This window comes from Haoranjiania flava, assembly GCF_025631005.1.
Classification (GTDB): domain Bacteria; phylum Bacteroidota; class Bacteroidia; order Chitinophagales; family Chitinophagaceae; genus Haoranjiania; species Haoranjiania flava.
Genome location: NZ_JAOTPL010000001.1, coordinates 215,550 through 237,218, shown reverse-complemented (window position 1 = coordinate 237,218; position 21,669 = coordinate 215,550). Strand labels below are relative to the sequence as shown.

The following is a 21,669-nucleotide window of genomic DNA, read 5'->3' as shown; positions in this document are numbered from 1 at the left end:
TCATTCGTAAAAGTTTATTTTTAGACGCTGAGGATGATTTTTGTTCAAGTGCGATCTTTTCGCGATCGGGAGAACGTTTAATTATATTCCTTGTGTATAAAATTCTTCATGATCGTTTCATAGAATTTATTTAAAAAAATTGTGTTGTGCATCAGTTATGGAAATATTTAATTAACCGGCAGACTTTTTATAAATTATTTCTTTCCAAACTTCCTCGGATAATACGCCAGGCTCAGCATAAAATATTGCTGCAGCACGTTTTCATAGCCAAATACCTGCACGTTGCCGTCAATTCTATTGATAACACTTTTGTTCTGGCGCAGCAGGTCTAAAGCGGCAAGCTTTACCTCACCGCGGTTGCCTTGAAGAAAACGATACGTAAGGCTGGCATTCCAGATGGTGTATTCTACCGCCGGCTGATTGTTAGATACACTTCTGTTGTAGGTGATGTTGGTGCTCCACGTAAGGTTTTTGGGAAACTGCAATGTACCCGCTAATCTTGTGAATTCGTTATTGCTTTTAAACTTTTCAGCTCCCTCATTCTGAACGGAATTGTAAAAAGAAATTAGCTGTTGCGCTTTCAGCGCTACAATATCTTTAAAAGTATAGCCAAGCTGCAAATCAATCTGATGATTAAATGTTTTTGAAACATTCAGCAGCTTGTTGATGTACTGGGGTGAAATATACCGGTAAATATTATACCAAGCGGTTAACTCAAACGTGTTGTTTTTGTTAGGGCTGTATGCTTTTCTAAAGCTCGAGCCCAGGTGCCAGTTCTCGAAGCCTGTTACGTTTATATTATATACTAACCTTCTGCCGGCATCGTCATAAAAAGAGCTGTCAGATATTTTATCTTTTACCTGGTTATAATCAGTATTAACTTCAAAGCCTGCGGGGTTTTTGGACTTACGGCTTTCGATGGTGTAGCGCAATAAAAGCTTTCTATTATGCTCCGGCCGTATATCCGTGTTTCCTTTAGGGATATAGTAAAGATTGCTGCTGTCAACCAATGGGGCTATCTGGTTAAGTGTTGGATAATTGATATTGGTTTGAAAATCAAGGCTATACCTTGCTTCATAGCTGCCGTACTGATGGTTGGTGTACTGTATAGAGGCCTGCGGTACAAATTCATCATAGTAATACCTGAAATTCTGCGCTGCCTGTGAAGCCTCATGAAATTTCGTATAATATTGCTTTCTTGCGCTAAGCGATGCACTGAAGGTTTTGTGATAACGGTTGGTCAGCGACTTAGTATAAAGCTTTGAAAAAGTAAGTTCCGGTGATAAATCCCTAAAACCTCCATGCCGCTTATTGGTAAGATAGCTGTTTTGCTTATATTGCCTTGATGCCGTATCTAAATCTAAAACATCGTTGATGTGATCATTGTTATTAAAAATAAAATTACCTCCTAAACGTATATTGATGTCTCCCAGCCGTTTTCTCCCAAAAATCAATTCTTTTAAAAAAGGATACGAGGCAGAAATATGATGCGTTTGATCCCGGCTGCTGATCCGCTCATATACCCGGTCAAACTCTTTGTTGGCACCTGGATTTTTGTAGAAAGTGTAAAGCGATCTGTTGTGCCCGCTGCCTTCCTCATCCGAAATGCTGAGGGAATAACGGATCGTAAAGTTGGTGGGAATGCGCTGGCGTTCCCTTCCTGTATAAAAATAATCCTGCCCTTTCGTGAATTCAGCGGCAAAAATGCCCGACCTTGCCAGGCTCTTATTCTGAACTTGCGATTGCCCGTTACTCACAATACCTTCTCCGGTGCGTTCCTGCTCATCTGTGCTGCTTCCTGATGATTCATTATACCGGATGCTGCCTCTTGCGCTGATGCCCAAATCATAGTTTTTATCCCTCTTCTTATATACGCTATTAAAATTCTGGTTGGTATACGTGTTGGCATTCCTGCTTTGCGACCGCCTGGTGAGGATGCTGTCTGGTTTCAACAAGGTGCGGGTTGTGGTGTTCCGGTCAGTTAAGCGGTCGTTATGACTGATGAAATAATCAGCATTTAAGCGGTTGCTTTTCCAGTAATCCACATCTGGGATAAAGTCGTACTGAAATTTTATGCCGCCGGTGACGGGCTTGTTCAGCCCGGCCATGTTGAAGTCGGGCTGGTAATCAATATTAGTGCCTTCACCTTTATAAGAGCTGTAGCGGATCAGCTCATCTACGTTTCGTGCTATCTTATTGATGTTGTTTGCGGCTGCAGTGGCGCTTACCTGCAGCTTCTTATTGAAGCCGGTGAGCATCGCGTCTGCGGCGTAGCGTTCTTTGGTTCCGTACCCGCCACCGGCTTTCCCGAAGTAGCCCATCTTTTTATCTTCTTTCAGTTTCAGGTTGGCCATCAGCGTAGAATCCAGCGGGTTTTTTTCATCTCTTTGCTGGTATACCTGTACCTTATCCAGCGCATCTTTGGGCAGGTTTTGTGTAGCCACGGTTACATCCGTGCCGCCGAGGAAAGGTTTGCCGTCTACAAACAGCGCTGAGATCTTTTTGCCGTTAAAGGTAATGTCGCCATCACTCCAGATCACAAAGCCGGGCAGCCGGCGCATCAGGTCTTCTGCCGTAGCATTCTCATCCATCTTAAACGCGCGCGGGTTAAACTCCAGCGTGTCGCCATTCATGCGTACAGGTGCATAGGTAGTAACCACCACGTCTTTCTCATCTTCTTCCAGCTGGTGCATGTAGATCCAATCGAAGTCAAGCGGATTATTTGCCGGCTGGATAATGAATTTCTTTTTAAAAGTTTTGTAGCCAACATGTGTAATCTGTACCTGCAGCGTGTCGTTGAGCGGAAGCTTATCAATGATAAATTCCCCGAAATTGTCCGGGATACGAAACTGTAAAAGGGCGCTGTTCTTAGCTTTATAAACAGCAACGGTAGCGCTGCTTAAAACATGCTTATAGGTGGAGTCTTTTACCCTGCCTTTTATGGCGCCTGTATTGCTTTGTGCGTAAATGCCTGAAACAAGCAGAGCAAAAAGTAGGGTAAAAAGTATCCGGGACTGCATTATTTATAATTCTTTCAGTTTCATTTTTACAATGACGGGATTTGATTTCCTGTTTTGGGTTTGAAAATTCTATAAAAAAATATTTCCCCCTTTCACCAGCTATCATCAGGCTTATTTGATAGTGCCTCACGAGTAATGATGTACCGGATAAAGCTGGATGGGCCACTGCCTTTTACTGAGATTCTTCCACTGGCATCAAAATCCGCACAGTTGTATATCAAAAACTCAGAAGTCTGGCTGTGGTAAATGATGCTATCCGCATTCTTAAAATAAAAATTTGCACCTTCAATAGTTACATTCCCTTCGAACTTCGTTATTTTTAAATCTTTGTTTACTGAAATGGTGCCTGCAGATATTATTTGAAAGGGCTGTTTTATTATTTTATTTGTATTGATATTATTAACTAACGTAGAATGTGTTCCATCTGGATTTACAATTGTCTTTGTGTTGCCGTTGCCAACAATTGTAGAGTGCGTTCCATTGGAGTTTATTACAACCTTTTGCCCAAATACTTGGAAGAAAAACATAGTTGAAAATATCATCAAGAGCTTTTTCATATATTATGTTTATTGCATTTCGTGGTTACTGCCATTTAATTTTATTATTAGATACAACACTACAGTTGCTATTTCAGTTTCATTTTTACAATGACAGGATTTGATTTCCTGTTTTGGGTTTTAAAGTACTGCTGCAATACTAGCGGGTATTGTGGGTTTTTAGATTTGGTGGCTTCTTTGGCGGTAAATAAAACCAAAGAAGACAAATAGCTGTAGAGATGATTTTTAAAAGGAACCATACCTCTCGTTTTAGAAGTTTCTCCCATTATAGGTAGAAATGCGGAAATATTATCCGGCGTTAACCTGTCAACAGATACCAGTTTTTTTGATATAGTATCATATGCAAAATTGTATTGATATTCATTAACAGATGTATTGTATGCGAGCACGGAAGATGGAATTCTTAGCTTAAAAAATAATTTAGATCCGGAAAAAAATATATTTTCTATATTCATAATCATTGTTCGACTTGTGTATATCTTGTTTTTTACGCTATCGAGTAGTTTATCATTAACTGATTCAATAATGTTTTTCGGCAGCGACCTGTTACTAGGAAAAACTAACTGGTATAGCCTGACAGCTGTGTCTTTGTTTAGTTTGTAGAGATTAAAATCAAAAGGAGTTGAAAAATAAAAAGTACCTTTTTCGACGACACGTGGCAGAGGAACATAACCTGATATTTTTTGCGTTGCTCTCAATATGTTTTTTGGTACCGGAACAAGTTGCTTATATAAAGAATCGTTTTTGTAAACAGAAAGATAAAAACAAGTGTCTGAAGGTGAAATTTTTTTATCGTTGAAAATATGCTGGTTCAAGCTTAAAAAATAATCATTTTCGAGTGGTGTCATGAAGAATCTGATCATCGGCAAGTCAGCATTTTTTATGTCAACTATAGCATCATGCTGCTTTTTTTTGCCGGAAAGATATGAATAGGATAAATAAAGCTTTGTCTTGTCACCGGAAAACTTCAAGGTGACAATTTGATTGTTAGATTGGTCATAAAAAATAGAGTATTGATCTGGTATTCGTTTTATAAATTTTCCATCAAGTGAAAAGAAAAAAATGGATTTAGTGTCTAAGTCAGCTATTACATAGCTACTATCCGTTACAATCATTTGATAAATATCTCCGACAGTGCTCTCTTTAGTTGTTTCCAAATGAATATATTCCACACTATCAAAGTAATCAGAAACATTGCCGCCGTAAGCTTTTGATGGATCTATATAAATTTTTTGTACGTCCTGAGCATAGAAAGCAGAAGGTGTTAACAGTAGTAAATAAAAAATGATAAGTTTCATTCTTTTAATTTCATTTTTACGATGACAGAGATTGGGCTTATGGTTTAAGGAATGCCAAGATTAATGAATTATTACAAGTGCCCAACACTTTATAGAGCTTCGTTTTGGCGGGTATATCTTATTAATTTGGATGCCCCGCTGCCTTTTACTGAGATTCTTCCACTGGCATCAAAATCCGCACACTTGTATATCAAAAACTCAGAAGTCTGGCTGTGGTAAATGATGCTATCCGCATTCTTAAAATAAAAATTTTCACCTTCAATAGTTACATTCCCTTCGAACTTCGTTATTTTTAAATCTTTGTTTACTGAAATGGTGCGTGCAGATATTATTTGAAAGGGCTGTTTTATTATTTTATTTGTATTGATATTATTAACTAACGTAGAATGTGTTCCATCTGGATTTACAATTGTCTTTGTGTTGCCGTTGCCAACAATTGTAGAGTGCGTTCCATTGGAGTTTATTACAACATTTTGCCCAAATAATTGAATAAAAAACATAGCGAAAAATACGGTTAACAACTTTTTCATATACCTTGTATTTATTAATTTATTTGGTTTTTGTACAAATTACTACTTAATTTCAAATAGAGTATTAGAGTTGCTATTTCAATTTCATTTTTACAATTACGGGATTACTCTTACTATTTTGAGTTTTAAAATATTCCTGCAATGATATAGGGTATTGTGGATTGCGGAATTTATTTTGTTCGTAAGCTTCAAACATAGACAGTGATGATATTGGGGTATAGAAGACCCCTTTGTAAAAATATAGCCCATCAAATGTTACCATAGTTCCGTTACCTATAATTGGCAGAAAAAAATTTTGTGTATCAGGGGTGAGCCTTTCCATGGAAACCAATTTTGTTGATACTGGGTCATACATAAAATTATACTGCCTTGTAGATGTTGAGCCAAGAGTTTGAATGTATTTTTGAGGCACTATCTTAAAGAGTAGCTTGTTTTCATGATACCCAATATTAATAACATTATTGATAATTCCAATATCGTTACGACTTACTTGTTGTTCAACACTATCTATTAATTGAAGATTATCAGAATTTAATATATCACTCGAAATACTTCTTTTAGCAGGAAAAATAAATTGGAACATTTTTATGGCCGTGTCCTTAGTTACCTTATAAACAAGATGCTCATAAGGTGTTGATATATAAACACTCTTATCAAAAATTCTTAAACTTCTCGGGTTCATATTCATTACCCCTCCAATACGGCAAAAACCAGCCTGACGTTTTTGGTTGTATGGTAGAAATGATTTATATATATTGTCTCCTTTATAAATATTAAGGAGATAATATGTACTATCTTTGGGGTTTTGGCTTTTAGAGAATCTACAACTACTAAAACCTAAAAAATGATCATTATCTATTTCAACAAGACCATCTTTGGAACTAAAAGAATTTGTTTGCTCTATTTTTAAGCCTTTAGTTGAATATATATGCTCTACAAGGTTACTTCCCTTATCGTTTTTAAGTGCCATAGAAATGTTGATATTACCATCTTTATTATATGATAAAAATAAATACTCAGCATTTTTTACACTAACTTTACGAATGTATTTTCCATGGATCGTAAAGAATAGAACGGTTCTAGTATCTATATCATATATTACAATATTTCTATCAGTAATTACCATTTGATTAATATCGCCAAATAAGCTCTCCTTGGTAGTTTCCAATAATATGTATTCTATGCTATCAAAATATTCTGACACTGTTCCTCCAAAGGCTTGGGCAGGGTCTATACGAATTTTTTGTACTTCTTGAGCATAGAAAGCAGAAGGTGTCAACAGTAGTAAATAAAAGATGAAAGTTTCATTCTTTTAATTTCATTTTTACAATTATCAAATTAGATTTACGGTTTTCCATATTGAAAAATTTTTCAAGTCCGCTAGATAATTTTGATACTCTTTCTTTTGTTGCTTTTCTCTGGGCAAACATGTTCAGCGCCGAAACGGTTGAATAAACAAAATCACCGTCATATTCGAACCCTTTCATTGAAGTGGTAAAGTCCGAAAGCGGTAAAAAATAACTTAGCTCGTCTGGTTTTATTCTTTCGAGTGAGGAGAGTTTTCTGCTTGCTGTATCATAGAAGAAATTATATTGGGCAGCGCTCTCCGAACTTGTAGTGGAGAAATATACATTAGCATTTATTCTGAAGAATAACAGGTTATTATGAAAGAATATATTACTTAAATTTGTTATCAGATTTGGGTCATCTTGAAGTTTTTTTATTGTGCTGTCAATTCTCTTCAGATTTACACTATATAATATACTATCTGAAACCGCTCTATCCGCAGGAAACAGCATTTTGTATATAGGAGTGGCACTATCTTTATTGATCTTATAAATTACGTGTTCTAAAGGAGTGGCAGCAAACACAGACCCTTGTTGCGTTCTTTTGCTGATATCTATAAAGCCATTTATCCTACACAGTCCCATCTTTTTCAACTGATTAACAGGTAAAAAAGAGTTGTATAAAACATCGCGATGATAAATTTCTATTAAGTTGAAAGCGCTATCTCGGGGTTTTTTGCCTGGTTCAATATAACAGTTTCTGCCAACGGCATAATAATCATTTCCTAAAGGAACCCATGCAGTAGTGCCCAGAAAATCTTTCATTTTGATGCTTGTTTTAGCGAGAAGCCTGCCTGTAAAGGAGTAGTGTTCAGCCTCTGCCTTATACGCTTCGGGGTCGTAAATACGTAAAATAATTTTTTTTGAAAGTATATCTTCCTGTATGTTTAGATATTTATTTTTAGGAAAGCTTTTTTTTCCTAAGAATTTTCCTTTCAATGTAAAAAACAATATTGATTTAGTGTCAAAATCGCTTATTACGAAACTACTGTCCGTGACAATCATTTGGTCTCTGTCTCCAAACAAACTCTCCTTCGTGGTTTCTAATGGAATAAATTCTACTGTTTCAAAATAATCAGAAACCCTTCCGCCATAAGCTAATGAAGGATCTATGCGTATTTTTTGTATCTCCTGTGCATAAAATGCACTAGGTATCAACAGTAGTAAATAAAAGATAATGATCTTCATTCTTTTAAATTCAATTTTACAATGACGGGATTTGATTTCGTGTTTTGGGTTGGCTCTCTTTATTCGTTTCTAAAGGAATATATTCTATTGAATCGAAATATTCGGAAATGTTGCCGCCGTGAGCGGCTTTGGGATCTATTCTTATCTCTTTAATTCCAACTTGCCCGTTAATATAACAACAGGCTATAAGAAATAATAAAGTAGGTAAAAATCTTTTGAACATTATAGCATTTTAATTATAACAGCAGATGATGCGTAAAGTGCGTGATTCATAATAAGTATTATTTAAAAAATTTAAGTTTAAAATAGTTTATTCTATCAAATACTTAAAACGAATGTTTGCTATTAACAAAATTCTTTCTTTTAAAGAGGAAAAACAAATAGGATCTTTGCTATTTCAGCTATTATCTTTGCAATTTTACCTGTTTGGTTTATTTATCTGGTTAATACAGCCTGTGTCAAATGCGGGCATCAGCCTTAACCTTCTTAAGTAAAAACTTAAATCCTTACATTTGCCTAAATTTTTAACACAGATTTCATGACCAGTTATCCAAAAGAAAAGATCAATATTTTATTCCTCGAAAACCTTAGTCATACTGCAGTAGAAACTTTTAAAAACAACGGTTACAATGTAGTAACGCATACAGGCGCTTTGGGAGAAGCTGAATTGTTGAAAGCCATACAAAATGTACATATCATAGGCATACGCTCAAAAACTCAATTGACGGAAAAAGTATTGAAAGAAGCCAGGAAACTGCAATCTATCGGGTGTTTTTGTATCGGCACCAACCAGGTAGATCTGCGGGCTGCTGAGAAAAAAGGGATTGCAGTGTTTAATGCACCCTACAGCAATACACGCAGCGTGGCAGAACTGGTCATTGGCGCATCTATACTGCTGATCAGGCGACTGATAGATAAAAATAAAATGGCGCATGAGGGTGTATGGCTTAAAGAAAGTAAAAACAGCCATGAGCTGCGCGGGAAAACTATGGGCATTGTAGGTTACGGCAATATCGGCACACAGTTAAGCGTACTTGCAGAAGCTGTAGGCATGCATGTGATCTATTACGACATTGAGACCAAACTGCCCTTAGGCAATGCCAATGCCTGCAAGTCGCTGAAAGAGCTTTTGCAAAAAGCAGACATCGTATCGCTGCATGTGCCCGAAAAGAAAGATACCGAACACATGATCAACCGCAGCAACCTGAAATATTTTAAACCCGGCGCCATATTGATCAACTATGCACGCGGCTCTGTTGTAGACCTCGATGCCCTGGCAGACGCCATAAAGAAAGGCCATGTTGGCGGCGCTGCCGTGGACGTTTTCCCGGAAGAACCGGAAAAAAGCGGGGATACTTTTTCATCGCCTTTGCAGGGGCTGCCAAACGTGTTCCTTTCGCCACACATAGGCGGCAGCACCGAAGAAGCACAGGCCAATATTGGTGTAGACGTCAGCAGCAAATTGCTTAACTTTTTAGAATCGGGTGTAACTTACGGCTGTATTACCATACCGGCTTTAAGCCTGCCATTGCATCCCAACTCCCACAGAATATTGCACATTCATAAAAATATGCCCGGCGTGTTAAGTGCCATCAACACTGAACTATCAAAGCACGATATTAATATCGTAGGTCAATATTTAAAGACCAATGAAACCATCGGGTATGTAGTGCTGGATATTGATAAAAAGATATCCAACAAGGCCCTCGATCTCTTAAAGCATGTAAAAGAGACCATTAAGGTCAGGCTGCTGTATTAGTATTACCGGAAAGTACCCCAATAATAAAGCCCGCTTTCCCTGAAGTACACCAGCGAATCTTTTACCATTGCGCCCATGATCCTGACAGAGCCTTTCTGGTAACGGAACGCTACGTTGTTGTATAGGGTAGCATTGTATTGATTTTCATCTGGCGTGTTTTCCGCACCACTTTCTCCAAAGCTGTTTCCTGCCGTGTTGAATGCTACCTGGCAGCCCGGCCGAAACACAGCTTTTGAACCAAATTTATACAGATCGCCTTGAAAACTTTTGCCGGCAAACACATTTTTCCCGGGTACTTTACCGAGATAAGCATGAACGGTAAAATCCGCATTGGGTTTGGCTTCATTGGCCAGCGCTACATAGGAGGCAAATGTTATGGTTTGATTTTTTACCAGGAACTTTATTATTTTCTCCCTGTCATCTGTTTTCACGATCAGGGTATCATCCACAATGGCATAAGTAGCCGGAAAATCTTTGGTAGTCTGCACAAATGAAGCCTTCACAGCGTCTTTGAAAACTACAATAAACGGCGACTTCCTTTCAGGAGATTTATTGCCGTTGATGGCGCCAGAGATATAATTTTTTTTAAACGGATGACCGGGTTGCTCATCGTTTTTACTGCACGATACTGCCAGTAATACAATTGTTGCCATGAATAAGCTTAATTTGTTCATAGTACTATATTTTGATTTTTAATTGCTACAAAAATAATTAAATGCATCAATGTTGCAAATAATTATTTTTACCTGCACAATTTTGTTGTGTGAGGAGGATGGGTAGTTTTCAATTTTTAAATATTTTCTAATTAAAGTATATTTACAGCCTATTTATAATAATCTTATTCAAAATGAATTTATTTCTCTCACAATCTAAAGAATTTCAAAAAAGACATATCGGGCCAAATGAAGCGGAAACAAAGCAGATGCTGGAGATCGTTGGCGCAGCATCAATTGATGAATTGATTGATAATACCATTCCTACCCAGATCAGGTTAAACCAGGAACTCAGGTTGCCGGATTCTATCAGCGAGCAGGAATACCTGCTGGATATCTGGAAAACTGCCACTATGAACCAGGTGTATAAAACCTATATCGGGCAGGGATACTACAATACCATAACCCCTGCGGTGATTTTAAGGAACGTATTTGAAAACCCCGGTTGGTATACATCTTACACGCCTTACCAGGCGGAGATTTCACAGGGAAGGCTGGAAAGTTTATTGAATTATCAGACGGTGGTGGCGGACCTCACTGGCTTGCCGCTTGCAAACGCTTCGTTGTTGGATGAAGCTACAGCTGCAGCCGAGGCAATGAGCATGCTGTTTAACAAGTGTAACCCTAAACATACCGGCAAGCCAAAGTTCTTTATTGATGAAAATGTTTTTCGTCAGACCAAAGACGTGATCAATACACGCAGCCAGCCTTTTGGTATAGAGCTGGTTTACGGCGATCATGCTGCTGCAACCATTGATGACACCTACTTTGCGGCACTGTTGCAGTATCCAGACAGTAAAGGTTCCGTGGAAGATTACCGTGCATTTATAGAAAAGGTACATGCATCAGGTGCATACGTGATCATGGCTACAGATCTTTTGGCATTAACTTTACTCACTTCGCCCGGCGAGCTGGGTGCAGATGTTGCAGTAGGCTCTGCCCAGCGTCTTGGGGTGCCGATGGGTTACGGCGGCCCGCATGCAGGCTTCTTTGCTACCCGAGATGATTTTAAAAGAGACATACCCGGGAGGATCATAGGCGTGAGCGTAGACGCCAATAACAACAGGGCTTTGCGCATGGCTTTGCAAACACGGGAGCAACACATTAAAAGAGAAAGAGCCACTTCAAATATATGCACTGCGCAGGCGTTGCTGGCAAACATGGCTGCGATGTATGCGGTATACCACGGGTCTGAAGGCCTGAAAAATATTGCAGCACGAATTGCATTGATTGCGCAGACTGTGCTGCAGGAAGTGAAAGCGCTTGGCTATGAAAGCGGCAGTGAATTTTTCTTTGATACAATAAGAATAAAAGCTGATAAAGCGGTAATACTGCCGGTCGCGGAAAAGAACAACATCAATTTCCTGTATACAGACGACGGTTTTGTACAAATCTCTATAGATGAAACCACAACCCAGCAGGATGCGCTGGACATTTTATATGTATTCGCAGAGGCCAAAGGCCAGGATGAAGCTACCATTGGGTTTGACAGTGAGGAGTATAGTTTGCATCATATCCCCGAATCCTTAACAAGAACTTCAGCATTCCTGACGCAGGAAGTTTTTAATTCACACCACAGTGAAACACAGATGATGCGCTACATTAAAAAACTGGAAAAGAGGGACCTCGCTTTAAATACCAGTATGATCTCTCTCGGCAGTTGTACCATGAAGCTGAATGCAGCTACTGAAATGATCCCCCTAAGCTGGCCTGAGTTTGCTTCCATTCATCCTTTTGTGCCGGAAGAGCAGGCGAGGGGCTATGCCAAGATCATCAAAGAACTGGGCGAATACCTTTCTGTGATCACGGGTTTTGATGCATGCAGCTTGCAGCCCAACAGTGGCGCGCAGGGCGAGTTTGCAGGCCTGATGACCATCAGGAATTTTCATATAGCCAATAACCAGGAACACCGTAATGTAGTACTGATACCCGTATCTGCACACGGCACCAACCCTGCATCTGCAGCTATGGCGGGCATGAAGATAGTGATAGTAAAAAGTGATGAAAAAGGCCTGATAGACGTAGAAGACCTGCGTGAGAAGGCCGAAGCAAACAAAGAAAACCTTTCGGCCCTGATGGTGACCTATCCTTCCACCTACGGTATTTTCGAGGAAAAGATTATGGAGATCTGCAGGATAGTGCATGACAACGGCGGACAGGTTTATATGGACGGCGCCAATATGAATGCACAGGTAGGCTATACTTCTCCCGGCTTTATAGGCGCTGATGTTTGCCACCTGAACCTGCATAAGACTTTCGCTATTCCACATGGCGGCGGAGGCCCGGGCGTTGGGCCCATTTGCGTAAAAGCACACCTGGCGCCACATCTTCCGGGACATTTCAGTTTGAATAAGGCGCATGCAGTAAGTGCAGCCGCTTACGGCTCTGCATCCATACTGCTGATCAGCTATGCATATATTAAGCTGCTGGGCATTGAAGGATTGAAAAAATCTACAGCCTACGCTATACTCAACGCTAACTATATGAAAGCGAAGATTGAAAAGAACTACCCCGTGTTGTATGCAGGCAGGAACGGCAACTGTGCGCATGAGTTTATTGTAGACCTGCGCCCGTTTAAGCAATCTGCGGGCGTAGAAGCAGAGGATATTGCCAAAAGGCTGATGGACTATGGCTTCCACGCACCTACCATGAGTTTCCCTGTACCGGGTACCATCATGATTGAGCCAACCGAAAGTGAAGACAAAGCTGAGCTTGACCGGTTCTGCGATGCTATGGAAAGCATATTCCGGGAAATAAAAACCATCGAAGAAAATGTGTATGACCGCACAAACAATGTATTGAAAAATGCACCGCATACCCAGAAAGTAATTTGTGTAGATGAGTGGAAACAACCATACTCACGCGAGATGGCAGCCTTTCCCCTGCCTTATGTTTGGGAAAATAAATTCTGGCCGGCCGTATCGCGCATCAACAATACTTATGGCGACAGGAACCTGGTATGTACCTGTGCACCTACTGAAGAATGGGCATAGCATATTTAGTATATAAGAAGCCGTATGTGTGCACTGTATCCTGCAAGCACGCTACAGCTTCTTTTTTAATTGGAAAACATGCAAGCGAAACAATTTTTATATATCTCCTTATTGCTCCTATTTGCTTCCTGTAGCACTTTAAGGAATAGACCCGCAGCTCAACGATCGGCTATCCGTTTCCTGGATGAATATGTGATCCCGAACAAAACCACTTTTCAGGATACTAAAGTCGGCGGGCTTTCGGGCATTGATTATGATCAGCAGCAGGGTGTGTATTATGTGATCTCAGACGACAGAAGTAATATTAATCCTGCACGTTTTTATACTTTCAGTTTTGATGTAACGCAAAGCAAAATCGCCAACTTTAAAATTCTTGGAGTAGACTCTTTAAGAATGAAAAACGGTGATCTGTACCCCAATGCCGGAATAAAAGCAATGAATGTGCCCGATCCCGAAAGTATCCGCTACAACCCGGATGAGCGCAGCATTGTATGGAGCAGTGAAGGCGAGAGAATTGTTGATCCGGCAGGTAATTCTATCCTGTACAATCCATCGGTAACTATTGCAGATAAGTCTGGTAAAGAAATAGAGACATTGCCTGTGCCAAAACAATTCATCATGTCGGAGAAAGAAACCGGGCCTCGCCGCAATGGTGTTTTCGAAGGTTTGTCATTCGCCGATAATTTTAAAACCCTGTTTGTAAGCACGGAAGAGCCTTTGTACAACGATGGCCCAAGGGCTACGCCCACAAACGGAGGCTGGTGCAGGATTGTGCAATACGATTATGCGCAAAGGAAGCCGATAGCACAGTATGCTTATCCGCTCGATAAAGTAGCCAAAAAACCTAAACCGCGTTCTGCATTTTCGGTAAACGGCATCTCAGAGATTTTGGCGATAAGTCCTACCAAACTTATCGTGATTGAACGCTCTTTTTCTATGGGCTATTTAAATAATACCATAAAATTATATTTAGCTGAACTGAGCGATGCAGCTAACAGTCAGGATATTGACTATCTCAAAGAACAGGGGAAAAATCCTATCAAGAAAAAGTTGTTGCTCAACCTAAATGTTATCGGAAAAAGAATAGATAATATAGAAGGCATCACATTGGGCCCAGCATTGCCAAATGGCCGCCGTTCTTTAATCTTAGTATCTGATAATAATTTTTTAGGATTGCAAAAAACGCAATTGTTGTTGTTTGAAATAGACCTGGATCAGCTAATGCAATAATTTCTAAGTGATATCTGCCACTGTTTTATTTTCTAAGATAGCTAATGTAGCATCGCGCACTTCAATGAGCACATCGCGTAGTTTGCAATTACCTTCATCGCAGTTCTCACATTTCTTATAGAAGTTCAGGCTTACGCAGGGGAGTAATGCTATGGGCCCGTCTACAAGACGCAGTATGTTTGAGAGGTATATTTCGTGTGCGCTTTTATTGAGGTAATAGCCGCCGCCTTTTCCCTTCTTGCTTGCAAGAATGCCATTGTTCTTGAGTTCCAGCAAAATATTTTCCAGGAACTTCAGCGGGATATTTTTTCTTGTGGCTATTTCCGATATCAACACCGGATGGTTGTTTTGCTGCTGTGCCAGGTATACCAATGCTTTAAATGCATATTGTGTCTTTTTTGAAAGCATGATTCAAAATTACCATCATATAAGACTAAAACAAAAATATTTTGTAGCTTAGCTTAGAAATCACTTGCTTATAAAAACACTATGTTATGCAAAAAATATTATCGCTCCTGTTCTTTTTGTTTTTAGTATACACCCAGGCACAAGCACAGAAGCTCTTCTTTGGCTTCGGGCATGTAGTCTATGCCCAGCCTTCGGGTAAGGCTTTGAGTACGCAATACGCCGGTGGCGTTGGCGGAGAAATAGGCGCCGGCATTAAGATCATTAATAAAACATATGCTACGGGCACATTGGGTTACACTTACTTTTTCGATAAGGCCAACCTGGCACAGCAGCCCGGCGACCTGCATTACGTACCGGTAAGGCTTGGTATAAGGCAGGGTTTATTGCCGATGAATATTTTATTTGCACATGCAGATTTTGGTACTGCTTCAGTAAAGAATAAACTTACCGATGGTACGCGCTTTACAGGCAGTGTAGGCGTGGGGGCTAAGCTTACCACATTTGACCTCTCCCTGGACTATGAGTTTTTCGGCAGGAAAAAAACAGACCCCGCCGGGGCAAATTCCTGGATAGGCTTTAAGGCAGGCTTCCGCCTGGGACTTTAATCTTTAGTATGTTTTATTAACACAGGTGCCTTTGTTATAAAATATAAAGGCATTTTTATTTATATTTGCGTGCATTTTATTACTAAAAAAATTAGTTTTATTCTATTTAAATAATGTCTGATTACAGAGAAGAAAATATACGCACCCTCGACTGGAAAGAACATATACGCCTGCGTCCGGGCATGTACATTGGCAAGCTTGGCGACGGAAATTCTCCCGACGATGGCATCTATGTGCTGGTAAAAGAGGTGATGGATAACAGCCTTGACGAACACATGATGGGTCACGGCGCCAGGATAGAAGTCACTATCAAAGACAATACGGTTACTGTACGCGATTACGGCAGAGGCATTCCTTTAGGCAAGGTTGTAGATGTTGTAAGTAAGATGAATACAGGTGGAAAGTACGACAGTAAAGCGTTTCAGAAATCTATCGGTTTAAATGGTGTGGGTACAAAAGCGGTAAATGCGCTGAGCAATTATTTCAAAGTGCAGAGTTTCAGAGACGGTAAAACGGTATGGGCAGAGTTTTCAAAAGGAGAGCTTACAACTGCATCGAAAGAAGAAAGATCTTCAGAACCTAACGGCACCCTGATCGTCTTCGTACCCGACGATACGATCTTTAAAAATTTCCATTTCAAGCTTGATTTCCTGGACGACCTGTTGTGGAATTATTGCTACCTCAATGCCGGCTTGTCCATCATTTACAACGGGAAAAAGTACTACAGCAAAAATGGGTTGCTCGATCTCTTGAAGCGCAAGGCCAATGAAGAAGAACTCCGGTATCCTGTAATACACCTCAAAGGCGAAGATATAGAAGTGGCCATATCTCACGGTAATGACTATGGTGAAGACCTGTATTCCTTTGTAAACGGCCAGTACACCACGCAGGGCGGTACGCACCAGCAGGCGTTCAGGGAAGCGTTTGTAAAAACGGTAAGAGACTTCTTCAAGAAAGATTATGACTCGGCCGACGTGCGCCAGAGTATTGTGGCAGCTTTGGCTGTACGCGTGCAGGAGCCTGTGTTTGAGAGCCAGACAAAAACAAAGCTGGGCTCACAGCATATGTTTGAAAAAGGGCCTACCATCAGGAACTTTGTGCTTGATTTCCTGTCGAAAGAACTGGATAACTACCTGCATAAAAACCCCGCGGTTGCAGATATTTTAAAGAAAAGAATTGAGCAGAGCGAGCGGGAAAGAAAGGAGCTTTCAGGCATTAAAAAACTGGCCAATGAAAGGGCCAAAAAAGCCAACCTGCACAATAAAAAGTTACGCGACTGCCGTGTTCACTACAACGATGAACCTACAGGCAAAAACAAAGAAGAATATGTAGAGCTGCAAAATAAAACTACCATTTTTATTACCGAGGGCGACAGCGCCAGCGGCAGCATTACCAAAAGCAGGAACGTTGAAACCCAGGCTGTGTTTAGCTTACGCGGTAAACCGCTGAACAGCTTCGGCCTCACTAAAAAAGTGGTGTATGAAAATGAAGAGTTCAACCTGCTGCAGCATGCGTTAAATATAGAAGACGGCCTGGAAGGGCTGCGTTATAAAAACATTGTTATTGCAACGGATGCAGACGTAGATGGCATGCATATCCGTTTGCTGATCATGACTTTCTTTTTGCAATTCTTTCCTGACCTGGTAAAACAAAAGCATGTATATGTTTTGGAAACGCCTTTGTTCAGGGTAAGGAATAAGCAGGAGACAATTTATTGCTACGACGAAAGCGAGAAGCAAAAAGCGATCAGGAAACTGGGCGGCAAGCCGGAGATCACGCGCTTTAAAGGTCTGGGAGAGATATCTCCCGAAGAGTTTGCTGCATTTATCGGCGACGATATCCGCGCTGTGCCTGTGCTGATCGAGCAGGGAGAACACATCAATGCGCTGCTGGACTATTACATGGGAAAAAATACGCCACAACGCCAGGAGTTTATTATCGGCAACCTGAAGATAGAAGTTGATGCGGTGGAGGAAGCTGTTGCGTAAAAACTAAAGTACAAATAAATATTTATTTTTACAATATGGAGCTTTCGGTGATTCATCATAAAATATTCACCCTGCGCGAACAGCGGGTAATGCTTGATTTTGATCTTGCAATGTTGTTTGATGTGGAAACACGTACACTGAAGCAGGCGGTCAAGCGCAACATGGACCGCTTCCCGGAAGACTTTATGTTTGAATTAAGGAGAGAAGAGTGGAAAGAGCTTATCACAAATTGTGATAGCCTCTCAGCTACTGTTAAGTTTTCTCCAGCCCTGCCTTTTGCATTTACCGAACATGGCGTAGCAATGCTTTCAAGCGTGCTCAGAAGCAGGAAAGCCATCCAAATGAATATACTTATCATGCGCGCATTTATTGAATTGCGCAACTATACGTTGACGCATAAAGAACTGGTTGATAAAATTAAAGGCCTGGAAGCCAGGTATGATAAGCAGTTTAAAGATATTTATGAAGCGCTGAATTATTTGATACAGGAAAAACAAAATGAGGTTAAACCTGCCAAAAGGCAAAGAATAGGCTTTAAGAAAGAGGAAGAGTAGGCCATGATTAAAAAAGATTATAGCACGTTTATTTATAAAAATTATGGGTAAAAAATCAGGCGCTGCCGCCGTAAATGGCTTCCTGTGGGAAGGAGATATTGTTCACCTGGTGTTTCAGCAGGAAGCGGCTGAAGCATTGGAAAAAAGTTTTGAGCTGGATGATTGTGCCAAAGGCAATGTAATTGTGTTAAAAGAAGATTATTCGGTAGGAAATATAGCAGATATATTTGAGGCCGAAGGCTGGCAGAAACGCAGAAATTTCTGGAAAAATATAGACGAAGCTATTCCGGTTACAGAGGAAGAGAACGATGCGATGACGGAAGACAAACTGAGCATACACAATCTGTTGAAAGATATGCAGCAAAAGCCAGACCTGCATCTCTGGATATGGATGGGGCAGAATGAGCAGGATGTTTGCGGCTATTACTGGCTTATTTCACAACTTGCTGCATTATACGGAAGAGTACATGTGCTGTATCTCAATAATCTTCCGTTCATTAACGAGAAAGGCGGTATTTTCTATCCGGCACGCCTCGCGGAGATCCTGCCGAGGGAATTTGTAAAAGCAAGAAAGCTTACCCGCGAAGTATCTGTAGCTGAGTTTGAACTTGATACAGAAGAATGGAAAAAGTTATGTGTCGAAGACGCTTTTGTAAGGACATTGGAGGGAGGAAAGAAAATAGTATCTCAACCAGGCAACTATTACGATCAGCAGATATTAAAAGTACTGGGCAAAGAGTCCTGCAGGCTGCCAAGGTTGCTGGCTAATGTATCATCTAAATTAAAAATACAAAAACCAGCCGCCTTCTGGATGTGGCGTATAAAACATCTGCTGATGAATGATACCCTGCTGATGTCCGGCGACTGGCAAAAACAAAAAGATATAGTTCTGAAGATCAACAGTGGTGAGCTTTTCGGAATAGTGGAAGAAGAACAACAAAACAAGGATCAGTAGATGAGTAAAGAAGTTAAGAAAGAAGTAGACCTGGAATTAAATACCGGTATCAGTGGACAATATAAAACCTGGTTTTTAGATTATGCATCATATGTAATATTAGAGCGCGCTGTGCCGGCTATCGAAGACGGATTGAAGCCGGTACAGCGAAGGATCCTCCACGCTATGAAGGAAATGGACGATGGCCGTTTCAATAAAGTAGCCAACATCATCGGGCAAACCATGCAATATCATCCTCACGGCGATCAGAGTATCGGAGATGCATTGGTAAACATGGGACAGAAAAACCTGCTGATAGAAACACAGGGAAACTGGGGCGATGTGCGCACAGGAGATGATGCAGCCGCGCCGAGGTATATAGAAGCACGCCTCTCCAAACTGTCGTTGGAAATAGCGTTTAACAATAAAACCACCGAATGGCAGATAAGTTATGATGGCAGAAAAAATGAGCCAATAACATTGCCGATGAAGTTCCCGCTGGTGCTGGCACAGGGTGCCGAAGGCATTGCTGTTGGGCTCTCAACAAAAATACTGCCGCATAATTTTACAGAATTATGCGAGGCTTCTATTAAATACCTTAAGGGTAAAAAGTTTGAACTATATCCTGATTTTCAAACCGGGGGCTATATTGATGTAAGTAATTATAATGATGGAAAACGCGGCGGCAGAGTAAAAGCGCGCGCCATCATCGAGGAAGTAGATAAAAAATCCCTTATCATCAGGAGTGTACCTTACGGTGTTACGGTTTCCTCTCTGGTGGAAAGCATCATCAAAGCAAATGATAATGGTAAGATCAAAATAAAGAAAGTTACGGACGAGACCGCTGCGGAAGTAGCCATACACATTGATCTGGCACCCGGCATATCGCCCGATATCACTATTGATGCGCTTTACGCATTTACAGATTGCGAGATCAGTATTTCACCCAATGGCTGTGTGATAGTAAACGATAAACCCGAATTTCTCGGTGTGCGCGAGTTGTTGGGCGTTTCAACCGAAAATACCAAATCGCTGCTGCAAAAAGAACTACAGATCCGCCTGGGTGAATTAGAAGAGAAGTGGCATTATACTTCTTTGGAAAAAATATTTTTCGAGGAGAAAATATATAAAGAACTTGAGCAGAAACATAAAACCTGGGATGATGTAATTGCAGCCATTGATAAGGCTTTCACGCCATTCAAGAAAAAATTGAAAAGAGAAATTTTTCGTGAAGATATACTTAAACTTACCGAGAAACCGGTAAGAAGAATTTACCGTTTAGATATCAATGAGCTTATTGACCAGATAAAAAATATTGAAGAAGAAATTGCACAGGTAACACATCACCTCAACCATCTCACCGATTATGCCATAGCTTATTTTGAAAATCTTATTAAGAAATTTTCAAAGGGCAGGGAACGCAAAACAGAGATCCGTGCGTTTGATACCATTCAGGCGAAGAACGTGGTTATTGCCAATACCAAGCTGTATGTCAATCGAAGTGAGGGCTTCATAGGTACCAGCCTTAAGAAGGATGAATTCTTGTGTGAATGTTCTGACCTGGATGATATTATTGTCTTCACCAAATCGGGCATTATGAAAATAGTGCGCGTGTCTGATAAAGCTTTCATCGGCAAAGATATTTTGTACGCCAATGTTTTTCAGAAAAATGATGAACGCACTACCTACAACATGATGTATGTTGATGGCAAGTCCGGCGTAACCTATGCCAAACGTTTCAATGTAACAGGCATTACCCGCGACAAGGAATATGACCTTACCAAGGGAACAGACAAGAGTAAGGTACATTATTTTACGGCAAACCCTAACGGCGAGGCTGAGGTGGTAAAGATACTGCTTAGCCCCAACTGCAATGCAAGGATCAAAGAATTGGATTATGATTTTTCAGAGCTCGACATCAAGGGCAGGGGCAGCAACGGCAACCAGGTAACCAAATACCCGGTGCGTTCTGTAAAACTTAAAGAGAAAGGAAAATCAACGCTTGAAGGCAGAAAACTTTGGTTCGACGACAAATTCGGCAGGTTAAATGCCGAAGAGAAAGGGCAGTACCTCGGCAGTTTTGAAGATGAGCATATACTGGTCATATACAATGACGGCAGTTACGAGCTTACGGATACCGAGATCATGCAACGCTTTGACAGTGATAAAATCCTGCTCATAGAAAAATTTGATCCTGAAAAAATTATTACTGCTGTCTACCTCGACAATGATAAACAGCAGTTCAATGTAAAACGGTTCAGGATTGAAACCACCACATTGAAAAATAAATTTACATTCATTAAAGATGGTGAAGGCAACTACCTGGAAACTGTAACTACAGATGAAGAGCCTGTGCTGCATGTGCAAACAGGCAGGGGTTCAAGCGTGCGCAGCGTGAAATTTAAAATAGCTAACCTTGTAGAAGTAATGGGCTGGAAGGCAATAGGCACCAAGCTTATGGCTTACAGCAAATCCATTGAAATGGAATGGCTGGAAAAATCAAAAGATGAACAACCATCTTTATTCGACTAATTAAAAAATACAAC

16 protein-coding genes are annotated in these 21,669 nt (G+C 40.4%); 8 read left to right on the top strand and 8 right to left on the bottom strand.

All coding sequences use genetic code 11. The features are described from left to right. Nucleotides 1-194 precede the first annotated feature (194 nt). From OD355_RS01055 to OD355_RS01030, 6 genes are all read right to left on the bottom strand, one after another. Nucleotides 195-3,020: an outer membrane beta-barrel protein gene (locus OD355_RS01055; protein WP_263036585.1), complete on the bottom strand. Its 2,826-nt coding sequence runs from the start codon at nt 3,018-3,020 to the stop codon at nt 195-197. Between the two features lie 92 nt (nt 3,021-3,112). Continuing rightward, nucleotides 3,113-3,577, bottom strand: a complete 465-nt coding sequence (locus OD355_RS01050; protein ID WP_263036584.1) for a hypothetical protein — start codon at nt 3,575-3,577, stop codon at nt 3,113-3,115. Nucleotides 3,578-3,645: 68 nt separating this feature from the next. After that, complete coding sequence (locus OD355_RS01045; RefSeq protein WP_263036583.1) at nt 3,646-4,875, bottom strand: 6-bladed beta-propeller; 1,230 nt, start codon at nt 4,873-4,875, stop codon at nt 3,646-3,648. A gap of 89 nt (nt 4,876-4,964) precedes the next feature. Then, nucleotides 4,965-5,405 carry a hypothetical protein gene (locus tag OD355_RS01040; RefSeq protein WP_263036582.1) on the bottom strand — a complete coding sequence of 147 codons (441 nt, stop codon included), beginning with the start codon at nt 5,403-5,405 and terminating at the stop codon, nt 4,965-4,967. A gap of 73 nt (nt 5,406-5,478) precedes the next feature. Further along, a complete protein-coding gene (locus tag OD355_RS01035; RefSeq protein WP_263036581.1) occupies nt 5,479-6,684 on the bottom strand; it encodes a 6-bladed beta-propeller in 1,206 nt (401 codons plus the stop codon). 25 nt (nt 6,685-6,709) lie between these two features. Beyond that, nucleotides 6,710-7,939: a 6-bladed beta-propeller gene (locus tag OD355_RS01030; RefSeq protein ID WP_263036580.1), complete on the bottom strand. Its 1,230-nt coding sequence runs from the start codon at nt 7,937-7,939 to the stop codon at nt 6,710-6,712. A gap of 538 nt (nt 7,940-8,477) precedes the next feature. Between OD355_RS01030 and serA the strand changes: the two genes are divergently transcribed. Further along, on the top strand, nt 8,478-9,698 hold the full coding sequence (serA, locus tag OD355_RS01025; protein WP_263036579.1) for a phosphoglycerate dehydrogenase: 1,221 nt from the start codon (nt 8,478-8,480) through the stop codon (nt 9,696-9,698). A gap of 2 nt (nt 9,699-9,700) precedes the next feature. Here the strand turns inward: serA and OD355_RS01020 are convergent, their stop codons facing one another. Continuing rightward, the gene (locus OD355_RS01020; protein WP_263036578.1) at nt 9,701-10,372 is read right to left on the bottom strand and encodes a hypothetical protein; all 672 of its coding nucleotides are present in this window, start codon (nt 10,370-10,372) and stop codon (nt 9,701-9,703) included. Nucleotides 10,373-10,545: 173 nt separating this feature from the next. On the opposite strand from OD355_RS01020, the gene gcvP reads away from it, so the two are divergent. Further along, on the top strand, nt 10,546-13,404 hold the full coding sequence (gene gcvP, locus OD355_RS01015) for an aminomethyl-transferring glycine dehydrogenase (protein WP_263036577.1): 2,859 nt from the start codon (nt 10,546-10,548) through the stop codon (nt 13,402-13,404). 78 nt (nt 13,405-13,482) lie between these two features. Beyond that, the gene (locus OD355_RS01010; RefSeq protein WP_263036576.1) at nt 13,483-14,634 is read left to right on the top strand and encodes an esterase-like activity of phytase family protein; all 1,152 of its coding nucleotides are present in this window, start codon (nt 13,483-13,485) and stop codon (nt 14,632-14,634) included. A gap of 3 nt (nt 14,635-14,637) precedes the next feature. Here the strand turns inward: OD355_RS01010 and OD355_RS01005 are convergent, their stop codons facing one another. Then, the gene (locus OD355_RS01005; RefSeq protein WP_263036575.1) at nt 14,638-15,042 is read right to left on the bottom strand and encodes an RrF2 family transcriptional regulator; all 405 of its coding nucleotides are present in this window, start codon (nt 15,040-15,042) and stop codon (nt 14,638-14,640) included. Between the two features lie 86 nt (nt 15,043-15,128). On the opposite strand from OD355_RS01005, the gene OD355_RS01000 reads away from it, so the two are divergent. From OD355_RS01000 to OD355_RS00980, 5 genes are all read left to right on the top strand, one after another. Continuing rightward, the gene (locus OD355_RS01000; protein ID WP_263036574.1) at nt 15,129-15,647 is read left to right on the top strand and encodes a hypothetical protein; all 519 of its coding nucleotides are present in this window, start codon (nt 15,129-15,131) and stop codon (nt 15,645-15,647) included. Between the two features lie 113 nt (nt 15,648-15,760). Beyond that, nucleotides 15,761-17,635 (top strand): DNA topoisomerase IV subunit B, encoded by a 1,875-nt coding sequence (locus OD355_RS00995; protein ID WP_263036573.1) that lies wholly within the window; start codon nt 15,761-15,763, stop codon nt 17,633-17,635. Between the two features lie 35 nt (nt 17,636-17,670). After that, complete coding sequence (locus OD355_RS00990) at nt 17,671-18,189, top strand: ORF6N domain-containing protein (RefSeq protein ID WP_263036572.1); 519 nt, start codon at nt 17,671-17,673, stop codon at nt 18,187-18,189. A 43-nt stretch (nt 18,190-18,232) separates the two neighbouring features. Further along, nucleotides 18,233-19,144 (top strand): DUF1835 domain-containing protein, encoded by a 912-nt coding sequence (locus OD355_RS00985; protein ID WP_263036571.1) that lies wholly within the window; start codon nt 18,233-18,235, stop codon nt 19,142-19,144. After that, nucleotides 19,145-21,655, top strand: coding sequence for a DNA gyrase/topoisomerase IV subunit A (locus OD355_RS00980; protein ID WP_263036570.1), 2,511 nt, complete (start codon nt 19,145-19,147; stop codon nt 21,653-21,655). Nucleotides 21,656-21,669 lie beyond the last annotated feature (14 nt).